Here is a 19,727-nt window from a genome sequence, read left to right on the forward strand (position 1 = left end):
CTTGAAGTAGATGAAGCAAGAGAACACTAAGATGAATTTGACCGGCAAGCTGCTGATTGCCATGCCCGGTATGGGCGATCCGCGCTTTGTTCATTCGGTGGTCTACATATGCAGCCATGGCGATGATGGTGCCATGGGCCTGATCGTGAATAAACCCGCCGACTTGCCCCTGTCGGCGCTGCTGGACCAACTGGACATAGATTGCCCCTCGCGCCGGATCGGTGCGAGGCCTGTACGCTTTGGCGGGCCTGTGGAAACCGGACGAGGGTTTGTCCTGCACTCATCAGATTACGAGGCCAACCTGCATTCGCTGGAAATCGGTGATGGATTCAGCATGTCAGCGACCTTGGATGTGCTCGAAGATATTGCCAATGGCGAAGGACCGGAGCGTGGGTTGTTGATGCTGGGATATGCCGGATGGGGCCCGGGCCAAATGGAAGACGAGATTGCGGCAAATGGCTGGTTAACGGCAGATGCCGATCTGGGAATTGTCTTTGATCTGGATGACGGCGGCAAATGGGAAGCTGCGCTGAAGTCACTGGGCATTGACCCATTGACCCTATCAGCCAGCGCAGGTCACGCCTGATTAAATCCCCCTGGGTGCTGCGGCGCGGCGCAGTCGATCATTGATCGCCAATCCCAACCCTTTTTCCGGTATCGGTGACACTGCGATGGGTCGTCCGGAGGCATCCAGCCGGTGCAGGGCCGAAAACAGATTTGCTGCAGCTTCGGTCAGATCCCCCGTGGCAGACAGGTTCAGATCGCAGGCCACATTGCCGAAACCCAGCAAAACTTCATCGCCTGCCGGGGTTACGACATTCAACCGGACGCTCGAGTCGGGGGCGTAATGTGACAGCAACTGGCCTGGTGCAGACAGCGCATCGCCCTGTTTGTAAGCGCCGATAGGTTGGCCCAGACAAGCCTCAATCAGATCCGCCGACAGGCCGCCTGGACGGAGCAAAACAGGGGTGTCCGCCAACCCAACAATGGTGGATTCCAAGCCAACGCCACAAGGGCCATCATCCAGAACGGCCGCAATACGTCCGTCCAATCCGCCGCGGACATGGTCTGCCGTGGTCGGGCTGATCCGACCGGATGGGTTGGCCGATGGGGCCGCCACCGGGCCGTCGAATTCTGTCAAAAGCGCGCGGGCCGTTTCATGGGCCGGAACCCGCACTGCCAGGGTGTCCAATCCGGCGGTGACCAATGGCGAGATTCCGTGATCGGGTTTGAGAGGTAATACCAGCGTTAGCGGTCCGGGCCAGAATGCTTGTGCCAGGCGATCCGCCTCATCTGACCAAACAACATAACGTTTCGCTGCCGCGATACTGGCGACGTGGGCAATCAGGGGATTGAAGCTTGGCCGACCCTTGGCCGAATAAATCGCGGCGACCGCATCACCATTGCGTGCATCACCGCCCAGGCCATAGACCGTCTCGGTCGGAAAGGCGACCAGATCGCCCGCCCGCAGCAGATCAGCCGCCGTGGCGATGTCGCCCGGCTTGGCTGTCAAATAGGTTGTGTCCTTACGATTCATGGTCGGTGACGCGGCGTTTTGGTTGCTTGCAAGGGGGCGCTGGATAGGTAATCGTCCAAACCCTGTCTTTACCGATGCCTGCCTTGGTTGCCAAGGCCATGGATCGTCAACCTTCCGAGGGAACCAATGCCCTATCGCGCACCAGTCACCGACTATCAATTTCTATTTCGCCATGTCGTCGCATTCGATCAAGTCTCGGGAACCGAGAAATTTTCGGAAGCTTCTGACGACGTGGTCGATGCAATCCTGACCGAAGCCGGTAGGATGTGCGAAGAGGTGATGTCGCCCTTGCAGGTCCCTGGGGATCTGCAGCCTGCACGCCTGGAAAACGGCGTTGTACGCACCTCGCCCGGCTATGCGGACGGGTGGAAAGCGATTTCCGAAGGAGGTTGGATCGGCATGAGCGGCGACCCGGAATACGGCGGCATGGGATTGCCGATGACGGTGACCACCTCTGTTAATGAAATGATGAGCGCCGCGTGCCTGTCGCTGCAATTGGCCCCACTGATGAGCCAAGGCCAGATCGAAGCGATGGAACACCATGCCAGCGATGCGATCAAAGAGCTGTTCCTGCCCAAGCTGATGTCAGGCGAGTGGTCAGGCACCATGAACCTGACCGAGCCACAGGCCGGATCTGATGTAGGTGCGCTGAGTTCCAAGGCTTTGGACAATGGCGATGGCAGCTATTCGGTGACCGGCCAGAAGATTTTTATCTCGTGGGGCGACAACGATTTCGCCAGCAACGTCTGCCATCTGGTGCTGGCCCGTCTGCCCGATGGGATGGCGGGAACCAAAGGCATTAGTCTGTTCATTGTTCCGCGCAATCTACCAGACGAAGATGGCGGGGCGGGCGTGGCCAACAGCCTGAAAGTCGTTAGCCTGGAACACAAGATGGGCCTGCATGGCTCGCCCACCTGCGTGATGCAGTTTGATGGTGCCAAGGGTTGGCTTGTGGGCAAGGAACACGGTGGCATGGCTGCGATGTTCACCATGATGAACAACGCCCGTCTGGGTGTCGGGGGGCAGGGTGTTGGCGTGGCCGAAGGCTCCTATCAGCACGCGCTGGCCTATGCGATGGAGCGTAAGCAAGGCAAGACACCTAGCGGGACCATCATCGATCATGCTGATGTGCGTCGGATGCTGATGAGCATGAAGGCCGATGTTTTTGCCTCACGCGCGATCTTGCTGAATTGCGCGGTGGCCATCGACATGCAGACAGCAACCGGAGACGCGGAATGGGCGGCTCGTGCAGCTTTTCTGACGCCGATCGCCAAAGCCTTTGGCACCGAGACGGGTATTCGCGTGGCCGAAACAGGGGTGCAGGTCCACGGCGGCATGGGTTTCATCGAGGAAACGGGTGCGGCGCAATTCTACCGCGACGTTCGCGTGACCGCGATATATGAGGGTACCAACGGTATTCAGGCCATGGATCTGGTGGCACGCAAGATGATGGATGGCGGCGAGGCTGCGGCCAAGCTGCTGGACGAGATCGAAGATCACGCCGAACGCGCGCGTGCCACGGTTCCTGAATTGGCTGGCCCTGTATGGGAAGCGACTGAGACATTGCGCGAGGCTACAGAGTGGCTGGTGGCCCAAGGCGATATGAACGACCGTTTCGCTGGCGCGGTTCCTTATCTGAACGCTTTTGCTCGGGTGTTGGGGGGGCACTACCACCTGATGGCAGCGCTTGCCGATGCGGGCGGCCCTCGCGAGAAACTGGCGCGTTTTTACATTAACGCGCTTTTGCCTGAGCACGCAGGCTTGCTGGTGCAGGCTCAGAACGGATCGGCGGATGTATTCGGTTTGACCATCGAAGAGTTGGTCGCGTGATGGACGGGGCACAGACACTTGCGATGAGATACCCTTGGGACACACCACCGGCACCAGGCGAAGCCATCGAAGTAGCTGAAGGCGTACTATGGATGCGCCTGCCGCTGCCTATGAAACTGGACCACGTCAACGTTTACGCTTTGGATGAAGGCGACAGCTGGACGGTGATCGACACTGGATTCGCATCGAAGAAATCGCGTGGTATTTGGGAACAGCTGATGGCGGGTCCGCTTGGCGGCAAGCCGATCTCTCGCGTGGTCGTCACCCACCACCACCCAGATCATATGGGGTTGGCGGGTTGGTTCCAGTCCGAGCATGGGGCCGAGCTGGTGACAACCCGCACCGCGTGGTTGTTTTCCAGAATGCTGACGCTGGATGTGCAGGAAAACTGGCCGGAAGAGACGCTGGATTATTACCGATCGGCTGGTATGGCGCCTGAAATCCTTGCCAAGCGGGTGGCCGATAGACCGTTCAACTTCTCGGACATGGTGTACCCGATGCCGCTGGGTTTCCGGCGGATCAAGCAGGGTGACGTGTTCCGCATGGGTGGGCGCGATTGGGATATCCACATGGGCAACGGCCATGCGCCCGAGCATGCCACGTTCTGGAGCCGCGACGATAATCTGGTGATCACCGGCGATCAAATTCTGTCCTCGATCAGCCCCAATATCGGCGTTTATGCTACAGAACCACTGGCCGATCCACTGGCGGAGTGGCTGGAAGCCTGCGAACGGCTGGCACCGCTGGCGCGCGAAGATCATTTGGCTTTGGGCGGTCACAAGTTGCCCTTTACCGGTTTGCCCATTCGGATGCGGCAACTGATTGACAATCACCACGGCGCGCTCAAGCGCCTGTTGAACCATTTGGACGTACCCAAAGCAGCGTCGGAATGCTTTGCACCGTTGTTCAAACGCACCATTGGTGAAGGGGAATACGGTCTGGCCCTGGTCGAGGCCGTTGCGCATGTGAACCATCTCTACCATATCGGTGCGGTGACCCGGACCCGACGCGAAGATGGGGCCTGGCTCTATCAGCGCAAAGACTAAGATCAGGGACGAGAACATGGACGAGAACATGGACGACAAAATCGAAACGACGGCCGAGGCGACCGAAGCAGCGGCGCTGCCACGCCATCACGAGGTCCATGCAGATCCCGAGCGCAAGGCCAAACTGGGACCGGTGCCAGCACAGATGCAAAAGCCCGCGGGCGCAAAAAGCCCGTCGCGTTGGGCGTATGAGCGGCTGATCGTCTACATTCGCAGCTTTGAAGAGCAGCTGGATGGCGAGCATGAGGTTGCCATGGGGTTCACTGGCGGGGACGCAGGTGTGCTGCGGATCGAGGGGATGGGGTATTTTGACCCGGATATCATCACCTTTTATGGCTCGGATTCGAATGGCGTGCGCACTCAGTTGGTACAGCATGTCAGCCAGTTGAACGTGATGCTGCGAGCGTTGCCCAAACCAAAAGAAGACACCCCAGCCGCGCGCATCGGGTTTCGATTGGCCGCAGACCTGGAGACGTCGGACGAGGCGTGACTTGAGGTCAGCTCGAATTGCTTCACTCCTTCGATTCACGGAAGGCTCCCGCCGGTCGAGCAGGCATCAAAGATGCCTTCCTCCCGTTGGGCCGGGCGCCTCGCTGACGCGAGGCGAGGCACCGCAGAACGTGAAGGTGGCGCTTTAAAGTCGCGTAGAATGGGCTGTGCTCAAGCGCCAGAAGATTTCGGGTCTGGCAAAGGCTAAGGTTGGAAAGCAGTCGGCATTCTGACGCCCCCTTGCCTTGTGCCGTTTCCCATCGTTCAATGGCTGCATTGAAGGGAGTTTTTCGTGTCGCATTTTTCCACGGTAACAGAGGCTTATGCGCAGGCTTGGGCCAGGCGGCGTGTATTTGTGCCGCTCTACATGGCGCTGCGCCTGATGGCCTATGCGTTGATCGCGCCGGGCATGGCAGCGACCATAAATCTGGCGGTGTCGCTCTCGAACCAACCGGCGCTGACAGATCAGGACATTGCCTATTTCATCCTGACCCCGGTCGGGTTTCTGGCGACGTTGATTGTTCTAAGCATCCTGCTCGCAGTGGAAGTGATGAGCTTTGCGGTCATGAGCACGAGTCTGCGCTATGACGGCCCTGACCGTTGGCGCTCCTCCTGGGCGGCTTTTGGTTTTGTCGTCAGTCATTTCAAGGAATTGCTGGTCTTTGGCCTGCTGTTTGTGGTGCGGGTGCTTCTGTTGATCGCGCCCTTTGCGCTGGCTGCTGGTGTTATCATGCTGTGGGTTACCGGTGACTATGACATCAACTATTATCTGACGTACAAGCCGCCCTCGTTCTTGGCTGCTGCTGGTATTGTCGCCGTGATCCTTTTGGCCTTGGCGTTGGTGTTGTTGCTGCGTCTGTCGAGTTGGGCGCTCGCACTTCATCTTGTTCTGTTTGAAGGCATCCGCCCCAGTGAGGCCTTTGTTGAAAGCCGTTCTCGGATGCAGGGCAAGCAGACACGACTTAAGATCGAACTGGTGATCTGGGTCGCCCTGAGGTTGGCGATTTCGGTTGCGATTGCCTTTGTCGCGGGGTTGGCCATCAACCTGATACCGATCACCGAGGGACATTTGAAGTCGGCTCTGACCTTTTCGATGGCTATCGTTTTGCTTTGGGGGCTGGCTGGAATCGTCCTGTCCGCAGTGGCGCTCGGCGCTCTTGCGGTGTTGCTTGACGGGTTTTTCGGCGGGCAGAGAATGCAAGCCGCCGAAACCTCTGGTGGTGGGGGTTTGCGATTGCAACTGGCAGTGACTGTCGGCGTTGGGGCCGTGGCGGTGATCGGTGGAATCTGGATGGGCAACGGGTTGCTCGAAGCCGTCGAGGCAGACGATGAAGTCGAGATCATCGCCCATCGGGGGGCTGCGGGATCGCGTCCCGAAAACACGATGGCTTCGGTCGTCAAGGCCATCGGGGACGGTGCCGATTGGGTCGAGATTGATGTGCAGGAAACCGCAGATGGCGAAGTTGTCGTTATGCATGACAGCGACTTCATGAAACTGGCGGGCGTCAACCTGACGATCTGGGACGCGACAATGGCGGACCTGACAGAGATCGACATCGGCAGCTGGTTTGATCCGGCGTATTCGGATGAGCGCGCGCCCACCTTGCACGAGGTTTTACAAGCTGCGCGCGGCACGTCCAAGGTGTTGATCGAATTGAAGTACTACGGCCATGATGTGGATCTGGAAAACCGCGTGGTCGCGATTGTCGAAGAATTGGGGATGCAGGACCAGATCGCGCTTATGTCGTTGAAATACCCGGCTGTGCTCAAGATGCGCGGGCTGCGCCCGGACTGGCGGACTGGCGTACTGGCGGCAACGGCAGTGGGTGATTTGACCGCGCTTGAGGGTGATTTTCTTGCTGTGAATGCGGGTATGGCCAATGTGTCGATGGTTAATGCCACCGATGCAGCAGGCAAAGATCTTTATGTTTGGACAGTGAATGATCCTCTGCAGATGTCAAAAATGATTTCGCTTGGCGTTGACGGTTTGATCACGGACGAGCCGGCACTGGCGCGGCAAGTGTTGGAGTTTCGCGCGGGCCTCACACCGACGGAACGAATGTTGCTTTGGATGAGCGAGGAACTGGGTCTTGATCTGTCGACCGGAGATTATCGTGATTCCAGCCCGTAGCTTGATCATCACGGCGCTTTTGGTTCAAGCACTGCCCGTAGCCGCCGATGACGGCGGCGTGACCCGTGCCTTTGAAATTCCGACTCACCGTGCCTTGATGTCGATTCGCACGGATGCAGAGTTGAGTGCGTTTGAAACTGATGGTTGTTCGGGCGGGTTGTCATATAGTTGGCGTGTTGTAGCGCGCAGTTTCCCTGACTTTGCCGAGGCTCACGACCAGATTCCACCGTGGGAAAATTGCTGTGTTATCCACGATCGCGCCTATCACAACGCGGGTGGCGCGGAGACGGCCGAAGACAGTTATGACGCGCGATTGACGGCTGATAAAGCCTTGGAAAGCTGCGTAAAACGAACGGGTGCTTTGCGTGTTGAAGATGTTGCGGCGCATTACGAAGTGGGCACCGATGCTGTGGCGACCGCTTATGAGGCTATTGCCGAGGCGATGTATTTGGCCGTGCGCTTTGGTGGTGCCCCTTGTTCAGGGTTGCCGTGGCGGTGGGGCTTTGGTTATCCGGGGTGCACGGTTCTGGACGCCATAAGCCCTGCGCGCGAATGACGTGGTGACAGGCGCATTCAAATCCAGTATCCAACGGAAAATTCTGACGAATAGGAAAAGACTCATGGCGGATCACAAGCACGGCGAAATGGACATCACCGATCAAACCGCAATGTACAACGCGTTCATCAAGTTCTGTACTTGGTCTTGCGTTGTCATCCTCGGCATCCTGCTGTTCCTCGCAGTTTTCGCGTCCTGACCTGATTGCGGTGCAAAGCGTGTTACGTCTTGTTCTAGTCGGCGCACTCGCGCTTGGGCTTTCTGGCTGCGCTTCGACGCGCGGCCCACAGGCCAGCGATACACAAATTGCGGCGGTATCCTATCGTGATCCCGGCCCTGCGACGCTGACGCTTTACACCATGATTAATAATCGGTCGGGGAGCGGGGCGCACACCTCGCTCATGATCAATGCACGCGAGCGGATCATTTTTGACCCCGCTGGCTCGTTTCGGGCTGACCTCGTGCCCGAGCGCAATGACGTGCTCTACGGCATCACTCCGGGTGTTGAGCAGGCCTATCGCAAGTCTCACGCACGCTCGACCCACCACGTCGTGGTGCAGCAGATCGAAGTGACGCCCGAGCAGGCTGAAACTGCATATCAACTGGCAAAGCAGATGGGACCGGTACCGGGTGCGTTCTGCGCCAGTGCGACCTCGCAATTGTTGCAGCAGGTACCAGGGTTTGAGGGCGTGAAATCGGGGTTCCAGCCAGCCAGCCTGTCGGCTCAGTTCGAGCAGATGCCTGGCGTGAAGACTGAGCGGTATTACGAAAACGATGATGCTGACCTGCAAAAGGGTTTGGCAGAGAACAACGCCAAGTTAAACGCTCAAGCAGCGGCGGGCGGTTGATCACCTCTATTTGGCGGTACGAAACCCCTTTGTTGCCATGATGAACCAGGGCTGGATTCACAAAGCTCCCGCACCCGAGCGATCCCGACTTTGTCGGCATAGCTAGCGGCTTTGGGCTCGGCGCCGGGCAAAGCCCGGCGCGGTTCCACCTGGGGCGCCTGTTTCGCGACAATCGCCAATCACCGAGCGGAGCGAGGCTGGGCCCAACTGGATGAGGTGTCCCGATAGGGACATCGACAACGGGCGGGAGCCCCCCGGGCTCGTAGACATGAAATCGTCGGAAAACTGCGTCAAACGCAGTCTAGCCCATCAGATACAGTAATCCGTACAACGTCGCCGCGCCGGAAAAGATCGCGGCAATCACATTCTTTGTAAGCAGCCCCACCACCAACGCTACGGTGGCCGCACTGGTGCGCGGAAGATCAGGTTGACCTCCGGTTGCGGCGGGCCAAACCACGAGCGGCGCGATAAGTGCCGGTAGGATGGCGACAGCCGTATAGCGCAGATGGCGCAGCAGCCAGGGTGGCAGCGGACGATCACCAACAAACCCGATGAAAACGAAGCGCAGCACGAAACTGCCGACCGCCATGCCAACGATCACAATCCACATGGTGGTGGGGTCGATGCTGTTCATGCCTGCGCCTTTCTGCGGTCCAACATCACCTCGGCCTGCGCGCCCGCCATCATGCCGATACACCCGGCGATCAGCAGCCCTAGATTATAGGGCACCACCGTGGTCAAAAGCGCCACAACAATGGCTACCAAAGCCGCGATCATATGGGGCAGAGTGCGCAGCATCGGCCCCAGCATCGCCAGAAACGTAACTGGCAGCGCAAAATCCAACGCCCAGCTGTCCGGGATTTGCGTGCCGAGCACCGCACCCAGATAAGTGCACAGATACCAAAGCGGCGCGATCGGAGAGATCGAGCCAAAGAAATAGGCCATCCTTTGCGGCACCGTCATGTCCGGCTCTTTCTCGAACTGCACGGTCGAGCAGGCATAGGATTGATCCACTACGAAATAGGCCGCCACTGATCGTTGCCATAGGGGCGCACCACCCAGGTAGGGAGTTAACGCCGCCGAATACATCGCCACCCGCAAGTTCACAGCCAAAGCCGATGCCAACACGATCAGGGTCGGTGTCTCTTCTTGCAACAGCTGAAGCGCTGTGAACTGCGCAGCGCCAGCAAACACCGTGGCAGTGAAGGTCATGGTCTGCACGATGTTCAGCCCCGCCTCGGTCGCCAGCACGCCAAACAGGGTGCCAAAGGGGATCGCCACCAGCACAAAGGGCGAGCCGTCGCGAAAGCCTTTCCAGTAAAAGGAATTCGATGTGGTGAATGCCATGCGGAAATCCTAAGTTAAGCGCGAAACAGGTAACGGGCTTGGGGAAGGGTTGCAATTGGCTATTCGGGACGATTTGTCGGACTATATCATCGCCCCCGACCCGGGCGCGGCGCGGCTGACCCGCGCGGTCGAAGGGTTCGACCAAAACGGGCAGGCCACGCAGATCTCCGTGGTCGAGGAGCGGCCGCTGACGATTTTCCTTAACAGTCAGGAAATCGTCACGGCGATGACCATAGGCGATTACCCCGAATACCTTGCTCTTGGGTTTTTGCGCAATCAAGGCATGTTGCTACCCGACGATGTGATCACTGGCACCGACTATGACGATGAATTGGAAACCGTCGTTGTCCGAACTGAACGCGAGACGTCTTACGAGGAAAAGCTCAAGAAAAAGACCCGTACTTCTGGCTGCGCCGTTGGGACGGTGTTCGGCGACATGATGGAGGGGTTAGAGGACGTGCGCTTGCCCGCCGTGTCTGTGCGCACATCGTGGCTCTATGACCTGTCCGCGAAAATCAATCGCACCCCGTCGCTGTACCTGGAAGCCGGGGCCATCCATGGCACGGTGCTGTGTCGAGAAAACCATCCGCTGGTCTACATGGAAGACGTTGGGCGCCACAACGCGGTCGACAAAATCGCGGGGTGGATGCTGTCAACCGATGAGGAGGCTGAGGACAAGATCCTCTACACCACCGGGCGGCTGACCTCCGAAATGGTGATCAAAACTGCGATGATGGGCATCCCCGTGCTGGCCTCGCGATCCGGGTTTACCGCCTGGGGCGTCGAGATCGCCCGCGAGGTTGGGCTGACCCTGATCGGCCGGATGCGTGGCCAGCGGTTTGTGTGCCTGTCCGGCGAAGATCGTTTGGTTCGTGACATCGATCCATCCAGCGTCCCGGTTGAGGACAAGAAGCATCGTCGCAAGAGTGCGAAGCATTCATGAGTGATGTGTACATTCTGGCGTTGGCATTCTTTGCGCCAACCTTATCTTTGGGCGCCTTGGGTCTTTGGTTCACTCTCCGCTATCTGCATCCGTTTTTGCGTGAACTCAGTGCAGCGCCATGGAGCCGGGGTTTAATGTGTAGAGTGCTCTTTGCCGGTGTCGTCAACGCCGAGTCCGAGCAGGTCGCACAGCTTCAGAGAATCCGAGGGACTTATGCTGGGCTGATTGGGCTGATGATGCTGATTGCGGCGTTTTTTATGGGCCTTGGGGCGGTTGTGTTTTTCGGTGTATTACTCGGCCTCAATTTTTTGATGGCGCGGCCCTTTGATGTGGCGGAGGCAAACAAATGACCAACCCATTCAGATCGACCTTGACCAAAGATCGCGGGGGGTTTGAACGATGACAAACCTGATTATCGAAACGCTTATTCATGTAATTGCTCTGGGCGCATTTTTGTTTGCATTTTATAGCCTAGGACGTGCCGCTGAATTGCAACGCGTCTTGTTCGCGTTGATGAAAGAGTGTTCTAAGTTAGAGCTAGAGCGATTTGGATGGGCAGGTGACCAAGGCAAGGACAAGCTGTTTTCACTCTCACGCATGAAGCGAAACCGAGCACGAAATCGCTTGGTGCTGCGGCTGCTTTTTTGGGGCGTGCCAAACGGGCTTGATCATTCACAAATGGCTTTGGACGTGTTGCAGCGGTGGAGATCTGCGTTTGGGCTAGCCTTTGTTGCGTTGTCGGTTTCAGCTTGCGCTTGGATTTCAACGCTGGGCGCTCTCGCTATGCAATTTGGTTTCATACCGATCGTTATTTTTGTGCTGAGCACGGCGCTTGCTATTATTGCTCTGCGCCCTTGGTCCTGGAAGTCAGAGGCAAACAAATGACCAAACCTCTCGGAGTGATCTTGGCCGGCGGCCAAGCCCGTCGGATGGGGGGGGGCGACAAGGGCGCGTTGATCCTGGGCGGGCGCAGCCTGCTGGATCGGGTGATTGACCGATTGGGGCCGCAGGTGGATCGTCTTGTGCTCAACGCCAATGGCGATGCGGCGCGGTTCATGGAATACGGCCTGCCGGTGATCTCGGACAGCCTGCCGGATTACCCCGGCCCGCTCGCAGGTGTGCTGGCGGGGATGGACTACGCTGCTGACCAAGACTTTACCCACATCATCACCGCCGCCGCCGACACGCCCTTTTTCCCAGAAGACCTGGCCGAACGTCTGACCCGCGCCGCAGACAGGGCCAATACCCCGATTGCGCTGGCCGCCACGCATGAAGACGGGCGAATGAACCGGCACCCGACCTTTGGCCTTTGGCCGGTTAATCTGCGCGCCGACTTGCGAGCTGCTCTTGAGGACGGGCTGCGCAAGGTGGTGCTCTGGACTGATAAACATGGCGCGGCCTCGGCCCCTTTTGATGACAACGCCTTTTTCAATATCAACACGCCCGAAGACCTGGCGAAGGCCGAGACGATGCTATGAAGATCTATGGTGTCACGGGCTGGAAGAACTCCGGCAAAACCGGGTTGGTGGAGCGGTTGGTGACCGAGTTCACCGCGCGCGGGCTGAGCGTTTCAACCATCAAGCATTCGCATCACAGCGCGGATGTGGATCACCCTGGCACCGACAGCCACCGGCACCGGCAGGCTGGCGCGCAAGAGGTGGTGCTGGCTTCTTCTTTGAGGGTGGCGATCATGCAAGAACTGCGCGGTGCGTCCGAACCGCCCCTGGCCGAGTTGCTGGGGCGGCTCAATCCGGTCGAACTCGTGTTGATCGAGGGCTACAAACGCGAGGCGCATCCCAAGGTCGAGGCGTTTCGCGCTGCCTCGGGCAACGACTTGATCGCGCCGGATGATCCAACAATCCGGGCGGTGGCCAGTGATATGCCGCTGGATTTGAACCGTCCTGTCTTTGATCTGGACGACACCGCTGCGATTGCCGATTTTATCGCGCAAGAGATCGGACTGTGAGGCCGTTCGACACGGTTCTGATGGTTGATTGGTCAGCCGGGCAACGCCGCCCGGTGAAACCCACTAAAGACGCAATCTGGATTGGCATCGCGCGGGCGGGGCGGTCAGAAGAGCCAGTATACTGCCGCAACCGGCAAGAGGCAGAGGCGTGGTTGGTTGATGTCTTTGATGCAGAAACAGCCGCAGGTCGCCGTGTGTTCGCAGGCTTTGATTTTCCCTTTGGCTATCCAAAAGGGTTCGCGCGCCATATCACCGGATCGGACGATCCCTTTGTGTTGTGGGATTGGCTCGAAGAGGGGATCGAAGACGATGAAAAGGGTATTAATAATCGCTTCGAGGTTGCCGCACAGATGAACCAGCTGTTTGATGGGCCGGGGCCGTTCTGGGGCAAGCCGCACAAAGACCGATGGCCGGATGTCCCTTATGTTAAACAGGGCATCCCCTTTGATCAGGTGGCCGAGCGCCGCTCGGCCGATCTGGCGGCCAAGGCGGCGTCGAGCTGTTTTCAACTGTTCTACAATCCCACCGTGGGCAGCCAGATCCTGATGGGCCTGCCGGTTCTGACGCGCCTGCGCAGGCGCGGAGATGTCGCTGTCTGGCCGTTCGAAAACCATGATGACGCTGGTATCGTGATGGCCGAGGTTTGGCCGGGTCTGATCGAACCTGCGGTCAAGCAGGCGATGCAAGACACATCGAAGGAAGAAATCCGCGACCGGGTTCAGGTTCGATTGCTCAGCCGGGCGATCTCCTTGCTTGAGATCAAAGAGTTCGGCACATTGATGGCGCAGGTTCCTAAGGTGGCCAAAGAAGAGGCTTGGATTTTTGGAATCGGCCATACGGACCGTTTGAATGAACTGGCGCTGCATTAGATGACTGACCTGAACCCTCCGCCCCTGCGGAATGACTGTTTCGCGTTACCCGCAGGTGTGAACTGGACGCCGGTGGACGAGGCTTTGGTGTTGTTGCGTGATCGGTTGGCCCCTGTGACTGCAGTCGAAGAGGTGGCGATCGGCAACGCTTTGGGCCGTATTCTGGCCCAGGACGTTGCCGCGCTGCGATCCAACCCGCCACAGGCCAATTCTGCGGTGGACGGTTATGGTTTTGCAGGGGCTATCTCCGAAGGCACTCATGTCTTGCCATTGTTGCAGGGACGCGCGGCGGCCGGAGTACCCTATGCCGGTGTTGTGCCTTCTGGGGCTGCGATACGGATTCTGACGGGCGCGGCTCTACCCAACGGCGTTGACACTGTGATCCTTGAAGAGGACGTGAACGCCCAAGACGGCCAAATTGCTTTTAACGGCCCGCTGAAACAAGGCGCCAACGCGCGCAAGGCAGGCGAGGATGTAGTGGCGGGAAAAATCGTTCTGACATTGGGGCGTGTCCTGACGCCTGCCGACTTGGCTCTGCTGTCGGCGGTCGGAGTATCTCGTGTGCAGGTGCGCAAGCCGCTGCGTGTTGCGGTCATTTCGACCGGGGATGAGCTGGTCGAGCCCGGCCAGCCTGCAGGGGTGGGACAAATATTTGACGCAAACCGCCCCATGCTTCTTGCGATGGCGCGCCGGTTTGGGGCAGTCACCATTGATATGGGGCGGATTGCTGACGATCGCGCCGCGTTGCGTGCAGCCCTAGACAGTGCAGCTGAACAGGCGGATGTCATCCTGACCAGCGGTGGGGCTTCGGCGGGGGACGAGGATCATGTCTCGGCTTTGTTGACCGAAGCAGGTGCGATGCAGGAATGGCGTATCGCTGTAAAGCCTGGGCGCCCTTTGGCCTTGGGTATGTGGCAGGGCGCACCGGTTTTTGGACTGCCCGGAAATCCCGTTGCGGCGATGGTCTGCACTTTGGTTTTCGCGCGACCCGCGATGGCGCTTTTGGCAGGAGCGGGTTGGGATGACCCTCAGGGCTTCCTACTCCCGGCAGCGTTCGAAAAGCGCAAGAAGCCGGGACGGCGGGAATACCTACGAGGTCGTATTCGTGAGGGCCGGGTCGAGGCCTTTAAGTCCGAAGGTTCGGGCCGAATCAGTGGCCTCAGCTGGGCCGAGGGCCTGATTGAAATCCAAGACGGCGCCCGTCATATCCAGCCTGGCGATCCCGTGAGGTTTATTCCGTTTTCCAGCTTTGGGCTGTAATCCATGGCTGTGTGGGTCGGGCATGGTTTTCAAGAGATAGAGAGCGATCACCTGACCAGGTTCAAGACGGCACGTGGTGGATTGGTTGGCGCAGGGATGTCGGTTGTGGCGCAGGCCGATGGATGGTCTGCTGTTGGCGCGACTCGAACGAGACGTGCAGCAGGAGGTGTTTCACTTGGATGTGATTGAGGCCACCCCACGGGCGCAAGCCCTGTCCGCGCGAGTGGAATTCATCGTGACGAAACACGAAGCATTGGGTCCTTTGCAGTATTCTTTGGAATTTGAGGCTGCTTGCCGCATGACGAAGCGAATGATCCGAGAAGGTGATTTCGGTAGAGGGGCTGCTCCCGCCCGTTGTCGATGATCCTGAGGGGACATCTCCTCCCGTTGGGCCGGGCATTGCGCGTTGCGCAATGCCCGGCCCAAAGCCGCTAGCGGTGCCGACGAAGTCGGGATCGCTCGGGTGCGGGAGCGTTACGAGTCATGTTGTGACGGGATTGGTTCATCCAGATCGAGACAAATCGCCTGGGCAGACATGGAGATCGTGAGTGGAGCGTTAGTCAAATGTTCCAGCGACCCGACCCAGCAGCATAAAGGCGCGGGCCGTACGGGTTTCGCTTAGCGCTGAAATTTCGGCATCGTCTGCGACAGCTTCGAATTCCGTAAACATCTGATCGAACTTTCGCAGGAAATGATGCGCTGCGTCGCGAAAGATCGGGTCTTGTTTCATGCGGCCCGCTGTTAGCGCCAACGATGACCGGTCTCGCACACCGCCCAACACTGCAACCGCGCGACCGCGCGCGCCATGGGCGAATTGGCGCCACACTTCGGGACGGGCCATGTCGGGGCGTAGATCGTCCATATAGATGCCGTCCTGCGACAGCAGTGTCAGCACGTCCTGAGCTGCCTGGATCAGCTGGGCTGCCTTGCGGTCCTTGAGTGCGCGGCGCAGGGCCGCAAACCCTTCGGTATCTTCGGCCGTTTCTGGGAAGTTGAGCGCGCGAATGAAATCATCCTGAGGTAAGGGAGGGGACAGGGCTTCAGCCGGGGTGCCAAGCTCCAGCGAGCCTTGATCGGTCACGTCAGTGACAGCGACTTGAGAGTCTGCGGGCATGGGCCGAACACCGTCGTGGCGTTTGGTGGAAAACGTTGCCAAAGCTGTTTCCGTTTTACGCGCGGTTTCCGCGATCTCGTCCAGCTTCTTGGCCACCGACGGCTCCTGACCGACCGAAGCGCGCTGTTGCTGAGTCACATATGCGTGGCGAATCGCGTCAATGGCTGCCTGCAGGCGCTGGCTCTCTTCACGCATAACGCGGCTCGACCGTGCTGCCGTAGCCGCAACCCAGATCATTGCCACGGGCATGAACACCGCCAGCATCGCCACCAGATAGCCAATGCCGCCCAATTGCTCGCCAATAGGCGGGCCCATTGTAAAGAACGCAATTGCACCACCCAGCCATAACACGCTCAGGGCAATGGCTGCGATTTCAATTCCCGTGATGGCCGATTGCCTGGGCTTGTCATAAATGCCAAGCGGCGTGGGCTGTGCAGAATTTGGGTCGGGCGAAGGGCCGGACATGGGCGTCAATCCGTTAGGAGAACTTAATACTTAAAACCTCGTAGGATCGTACACCACCTGGGGTGCGAACCTCAACGCTGTCGCCTTCGTCCTTGCCGATCAACGCACGCGCAATCGGCGATTTTATGTTCAAAAGGCCCTTTTCGATGTTGGCTTCGTGTTCACCAACGATCATCCAGGTCTTTTCCTCGTCCGTGTCTTCGTCCACCAACGTAACTTTGGCGCCGAACTTGATAGTACCGTTCAGCTTGGCTGGATCAATGACCTCGGCCAGCGACACGACGGCCTCAAGCTCTTTGATGCGCCCTTCGATGAATCCCTGCTTTTCACGGGCCGAATGGTATTCGGCGTTTTCTTTCAGGTCGCCCAATTCGCGCGCTGTGGCGATGGCCTCGATGATGGCGGGGCGTTCAACGGATTTCAGGTTCTTCAACTCGGCTTCGAGTGCTGCGAGCCCCGGCGGGGTCATTGGGATCTTTTCCATCTGCAACCGGTCCACTTAAATATCTGTCGCCCCGGCGCGTGAAAAACGCCGGGGCGACTGTTTGGGTTAAAGGATACCTGACCCAAACAGGGGGTAGATTGCAAGAGGCAAGCGCGCTGCCGCGCTGTTGAGTGCCTATTTGTAAGACACGACCTCAAACTCGATGCCATTGTCATCATCAAAGTAGAACCTGTTCCCCGGTTCATAGTCAGCATGGTTGTGTGGCTCAAACCCCGCGTAACGCACCAGTTCCTCGGCCGCTTTTATGTCATCGACCAGGACACCCACGTGGTTGAGCCCGCCGATCATGTCATAGCTGCTTTCTTGTGATGTTTGAGGGGCTTTGGGCGCATAGAGCGCAAGATAACTGGCGTCCGATCCGACATGTACGGTGTATCCGCCCGCCAACGCCTCACCCTCCCACCGGGTTTTCCAACCAAATACCCTATGCATCCACGCCGCAGTGGCGCGGGGGTCGGCGACGGTGAAGTTCGTGTGTTCCAATGTGGCTGTCATCTGCTTCTATTCCTTTGCAGTTGATTTGGTATTGAGGTATCGTAATTTCTAAACTTAACTTTAGGTCAAGCTATTTTTATGAGGTGTCATGCCCATTTCTGACGGACTGCCCATCGGGGCTTTGGCGGATCGAACCGGACTGGCGGTGTCGGCCATCCGGTACTACGAAGATCAGGGCCTGATCTCGCCCTGGCGCAACTCGGGCGGGCAGCGCAGGTATCAGCGGGCGGACATCCGGCGGCTGAGTTTTGTGATGATCGCACAACAGTTCGGCTTGTCCCTACCGGAAATTCGTGAGGTTCTGAGCGGACTGCCCGGTAATCGAACCCCGACCAAGGCGGACTGGAACCGGATCAGCAAAGACCTGCGTCAGCATCTTGACGCACGAATCAACACTTTGCTGCAATTACGCGACAATTTGGACGGATGTATTGGGTGCGGATGCCTCAGCCTGCCGAATTGCAGGCTCTACAACCCCGAAGACCGGGCAAAAAAGCGTGGAAGCGGCCCAAGGTACCTCATGGGCGACACACCCGACACGTGATTGCCGCGATGCAGCATGTTACGCTCAGTTTTATTTGACCTTGGGGGGCGCCAAAGGGTAATCACCCACGAAACAAAGTTGCGCCCAAAGGGGCCACTAGCGAAAAGATAGCCAAGGAGCGCCACCAATGGCCGAGATTGAACGCGAAGCGATGGAATATGACGTTGTGATCGTCGGTGCAGGCCCGGCGGGTCTGTCTGCGGCCATTCGTCTGAAACAGCTGGACGCAGACCTGAACGTGGTCGTTCTGGAAAAGGGCTCGGAAGTTGGTGCGCACATCCTGTCAGGCGCGGTTCTTGACCCGTGTGGCCTGGACGCTCTGATCCCCGACTGGAAAGAAAAGGGCGCGCCCCTGACCGTTCCGGTGAAAGAAGACAACTTCTATATGCTGGGTGAGGCGGGTCAGATCCGCATACCCAACTTCCCGATGCCGCCGCTGATGAACAACCACGGCAACTATATCGTGTCGATGGGCAACGTCTGCCGCTGGATGGCCGAGCAAGCCGAAGAGCTGGGTGTCGAAATCTTCCCCGGCATGGCCTGTTCCGAGCTGGTGTACGGTGACAATGGCGAGGTCAAAGGTGTTGTGGCCGGTGTCTTTGGTCTGGAGCAGGACGGCTCTTACGGTCCCAACACCGAGCCGGGGATGGAGCTGCACGGCAAATACGTCTTCCTGTCCGAAGGTGTCCGCGGCTCGCTGGCCAAGGAAGTCATCGCCAAATACGACCTGCAGGCCGGAAAAGAGCCGCAGAAATTTGGCGTCGGCATGAAAGAGATCTGGGAAGTCGACCCAGCCAAGCACAAAGAAGGCACTGTGACCCACACCATGGGCTGGCCTTTGGGTTCGAACGCTGGTGGCGGTTCGTTCATCTATCACCTGGACAATAACCAAGTTTACGTCGGCTTCGTGGTGCACCTGAACTACAAAAACCCGCACCTGTTCCCTTACATGGAATTCCAGCGCTTCAAGCATCACCCTGTTGTGGCTGACCTTCTAAAAGGCGGCAAGCGCGTGGCTTACGGTGCCCGTGCGATCACCGAAGGCGGTTATCAATCGATGCCCAAGATGGTTGCACCCGGTGTGGCCTTGCTGGGCTGCTCGGTCGGCATGGTCAACGTGCCGCGCATCAAGGGCAACCACAACGCGATGTTGTCGGGCAAGGCCGCGGCCGAGGCAGCGTTTGACGCGATCAAGGCGGACCGTTCTGGCGATGAGTTGTCCGATTACGAAGTCGAAGTGCGCACCGGCCCGATCGGCAGCGACCTGAAAAAGGTCCGCAACGTCAAGCCGATCTGGTCCAAATGGGGTCTGACCGCATCGCTGATGCTGGGTGGTCTGGACATGTGGACCAACACCCTTGGCTTCTCGCTGTTTGGCACGGTCAAACACGGCAAAAACGATGCGGATGCGACTGGTAAGGCGTCGGATTACCAGCCGATCGACTATCCCAAACCAGACGGAATACTGTCGTTTGACCGCCTGACCAACGTGTCCTTTGCAGCCACAAACCACGAGGAAAGCCAGCCCTGCCATCTGCGTTTGGCCGACCCCAACCTGCCAATCAACGTGAACCTGCCCCAGTTCGATGAACCGGCGCAGCGCTATTGCCCGGCGGGTGTGTATGAAGTGGTCGAAAAGGACGGCAAGCCGGAGTTTGTGGTGAACTTCCAGAACTGCGTCCACTGTAAAACCTGCGACATCAAGGATCCCAGCCAGAACATCACCTGGGTCACGCCACAGGGCGGCGACGGCCCGAACTATCCCAATATGTGATCTGCCAT

23 protein-coding genes are annotated in these 19,727 nt (G+C 58.4%); 17 read left to right on the plus strand and 6 right to left on the minus strand.

Translation table 11 applies throughout. The annotated features are described in order from the left end of the window. Positions 1-10 precede the first annotated feature (10 nt). Complete coding sequence (locus G6R15_RS08150) at positions 11-586, plus strand: YqgE/AlgH family protein (protein ID WP_255456158.1); 576 nt, start codon at positions 11-13, stop codon at positions 584-586. On the opposite strand, the gene G6R15_RS08155 is transcribed toward G6R15_RS08150, so the two are convergent. Continuing rightward, positions 587-1,537 (minus strand): L-threonylcarbamoyladenylate synthase, encoded by a 951-nt coding sequence (locus G6R15_RS08155; protein ID WP_164659378.1) that lies wholly within the window; start codon positions 1,535-1,537, stop codon positions 587-589. Between the two features lie 126 nt (positions 1,538-1,663). Here G6R15_RS08155 and G6R15_RS08160 point away from each other — a divergent pair, with 126 nt between their 5' ends. From G6R15_RS08160 to G6R15_RS08190, 7 genes are all read left to right on the plus strand, one after another. Further along, positions 1,664-3,367: an acyl-CoA dehydrogenase gene (locus G6R15_RS08160; RefSeq protein ID WP_164659379.1), complete on the plus strand. Its 1,704-nt coding sequence runs from the start codon at positions 1,664-1,666 to the stop codon at positions 3,365-3,367. Further along, positions 3,367-4,413, plus strand: coding sequence for an MBL fold metallo-hydrolase (locus G6R15_RS08165; protein ID WP_164659380.1), 1,047 nt, complete (start codon positions 3,367-3,369; stop codon positions 4,411-4,413). Before G6R15_RS08160 ends, G6R15_RS08165 begins: the two co-directional genes overlap by 1 nt. A 28-nt stretch (positions 4,414-4,441) precedes the next feature. After that, the gene (locus G6R15_RS08170) at positions 4,442-4,903 is read left to right on the plus strand and encodes a DUF6173 family protein (RefSeq protein WP_164660243.1); all 462 of its coding nucleotides are present in this window, start codon (positions 4,442-4,444) and stop codon (positions 4,901-4,903) included. A gap of 291 nt (positions 4,904-5,194) precedes the next feature. Further along, a complete protein-coding gene (locus G6R15_RS08175) occupies positions 5,195-7,033 on the plus strand; it encodes a glycerophosphodiester phosphodiesterase (RefSeq protein WP_164659381.1) in 1,839 nt (612 codons plus the stop codon). Beyond that, the gene (locus tag G6R15_RS08180; protein WP_240336705.1) at positions 7,017-7,589 is read left to right on the plus strand and encodes a hypothetical protein; all 573 of its coding nucleotides are present in this window, start codon (positions 7,017-7,019) and stop codon (positions 7,587-7,589) included. The genes G6R15_RS08175 and G6R15_RS08180 overlap by 17 nt, the downstream gene beginning before the upstream one ends. Positions 7,590-7,653: 64 nt before the next feature. Beyond that, entirely contained in the window at positions 7,654-7,788 is a 135-nt protein-coding gene (locus tag G6R15_RS08185; protein ID WP_164659382.1) for an aa3-type cytochrome c oxidase subunit IV, read from the plus strand. 19 nt (positions 7,789-7,807) lie between these two features. After that, positions 7,808-8,437, plus strand: coding sequence for a hypothetical protein (locus tag G6R15_RS08190; RefSeq protein ID WP_164659383.1), 630 nt, complete (start codon positions 7,808-7,810; stop codon positions 8,435-8,437). 301 nt (positions 8,438-8,738) lie between these two features. Here G6R15_RS08190 and G6R15_RS08195 read toward each other — a convergent pair whose 3' ends face one another. Then, a complete protein-coding gene (locus G6R15_RS08195; RefSeq protein WP_164659384.1) occupies positions 8,739-9,071 on the minus strand; it encodes an AzlD domain-containing protein in 333 nt (110 codons plus the stop codon). After that, positions 9,068-9,784 (minus strand): AzlC family ABC transporter permease, encoded by a 717-nt coding sequence (locus G6R15_RS08200; RefSeq protein WP_164659385.1) that lies wholly within the window; start codon positions 9,782-9,784, stop codon positions 9,068-9,070. The genes G6R15_RS08195 and G6R15_RS08200 overlap by 4 nt, the downstream gene beginning before the upstream one ends. 49 nt (positions 9,785-9,833) lie before the next feature. On the opposite strand from G6R15_RS08200, the gene G6R15_RS08205 reads away from it, so the two are divergent. From G6R15_RS08205 to glp, 7 genes are read left to right on the plus strand one after another with little or no spacing between them, the layout of a single operon-like run. Beyond that, positions 9,834-10,727: a formate dehydrogenase accessory sulfurtransferase FdhD gene (locus G6R15_RS08205; protein ID WP_164659386.1), complete on the plus strand. Its 894-nt coding sequence runs from the start codon at positions 9,834-9,836 to the stop codon at positions 10,725-10,727. A 5-nt stretch (positions 10,728-10,732) separates the two neighbouring features. Further along, positions 10,733-11,077 carry a hypothetical protein gene (locus G6R15_RS08210; protein WP_205520496.1) on the plus strand — a complete coding sequence of 115 codons (345 nt, stop codon included), beginning with the start codon at positions 10,733-10,735 and terminating at the stop codon, positions 11,075-11,077. Between the two features lie 49 nt (positions 11,078-11,126). Next, positions 11,127-11,612, plus strand: a complete 486-nt coding sequence (locus G6R15_RS08215; RefSeq protein ID WP_164659388.1) for a hypothetical protein — start codon at positions 11,127-11,129, stop codon at positions 11,610-11,612. Then, positions 11,609-12,205, plus strand: a complete 597-nt coding sequence (gene mobA, locus G6R15_RS08220; protein WP_164659389.1) for a molybdenum cofactor guanylyltransferase MobA — start codon at positions 11,609-11,611, stop codon at positions 12,203-12,205. Before G6R15_RS08215 ends, mobA begins: the two co-directional genes overlap by 4 nt. After that, the gene (gene mobB / locus G6R15_RS08225) at positions 12,202-12,693 is read left to right on the plus strand and encodes a molybdopterin-guanine dinucleotide biosynthesis protein B (RefSeq protein ID WP_164659390.1); all 492 of its coding nucleotides are present in this window, start codon (positions 12,202-12,204) and stop codon (positions 12,691-12,693) included. The genes mobA and mobB overlap by 4 nt, the downstream gene beginning before the upstream one ends. After that, positions 12,690-13,562 (plus strand): hypothetical protein, encoded by an 873-nt coding sequence (locus G6R15_RS08230; protein ID WP_164659391.1) that lies wholly within the window; start codon positions 12,690-12,692, stop codon positions 13,560-13,562. The genes mobB and G6R15_RS08230 overlap by 4 nt, the downstream gene beginning before the upstream one ends. Further along, positions 13,563-14,822, plus strand: coding sequence for a gephyrin-like molybdotransferase Glp (glp, locus tag G6R15_RS08235; RefSeq protein WP_164659392.1), 1,260 nt, complete (start codon positions 13,563-13,565; stop codon positions 14,820-14,822). A gap of 556 nt (positions 14,823-15,378) precedes the next feature. Here the strand turns inward: glp and G6R15_RS08240 are convergent. From G6R15_RS08240 to G6R15_RS08250, 3 genes are all read right to left on the minus strand, one after another. After that, the gene (locus G6R15_RS08240; protein ID WP_164659393.1) at positions 15,379-16,401 is read right to left on the minus strand and encodes a hypothetical protein; all 1,023 of its coding nucleotides are present in this window, start codon (positions 16,399-16,401) and stop codon (positions 15,379-15,381) included. 13 nt (positions 16,402-16,414) lie between these two features. Beyond that, positions 16,415-16,885, minus strand: coding sequence for a transcription elongation factor GreA (gene greA / locus G6R15_RS08245; protein WP_164659394.1), 471 nt, complete (start codon positions 16,883-16,885; stop codon positions 16,415-16,417). A gap of 135 nt (positions 16,886-17,020) precedes the next feature. Further along, positions 17,021-17,401, minus strand: a complete 381-nt coding sequence (locus G6R15_RS08250; RefSeq protein ID WP_164659395.1) for a VOC family protein — start codon at positions 17,399-17,401, stop codon at positions 17,021-17,023. 88 nt (positions 17,402-17,489) lie between these two features. Between G6R15_RS08250 and soxR the strand changes: the two genes are divergently transcribed. Together soxR and G6R15_RS08260 are read left to right on the plus strand one after the other, a co-directional pair. Further along, on the plus strand, positions 17,490-17,945 hold the full coding sequence (soxR, locus tag G6R15_RS08255; RefSeq protein WP_164659396.1) for a redox-sensitive transcriptional activator SoxR: 456 nt from the start codon (positions 17,490-17,492) through the stop codon (positions 17,943-17,945). 127 nt (positions 17,946-18,072) lie between these two features. Next, complete coding sequence (locus G6R15_RS08260; RefSeq protein ID WP_164659397.1) at positions 18,073-19,719, plus strand: electron transfer flavoprotein-ubiquinone oxidoreductase; 1,647 nt, start codon at positions 18,073-18,075, stop codon at positions 19,717-19,719. The last annotated feature ends 8 nt before the right edge of the window (positions 19,720-19,727 follow it).

It is taken from the genome of Tropicibacter sp. Alg240-R139 (assembly GCF_900537075.1).
Classification (GTDB): Bacteria; Pseudomonadota; Alphaproteobacteria; order Rhodobacterales; family Rhodobacteraceae; genus Falsiruegeria.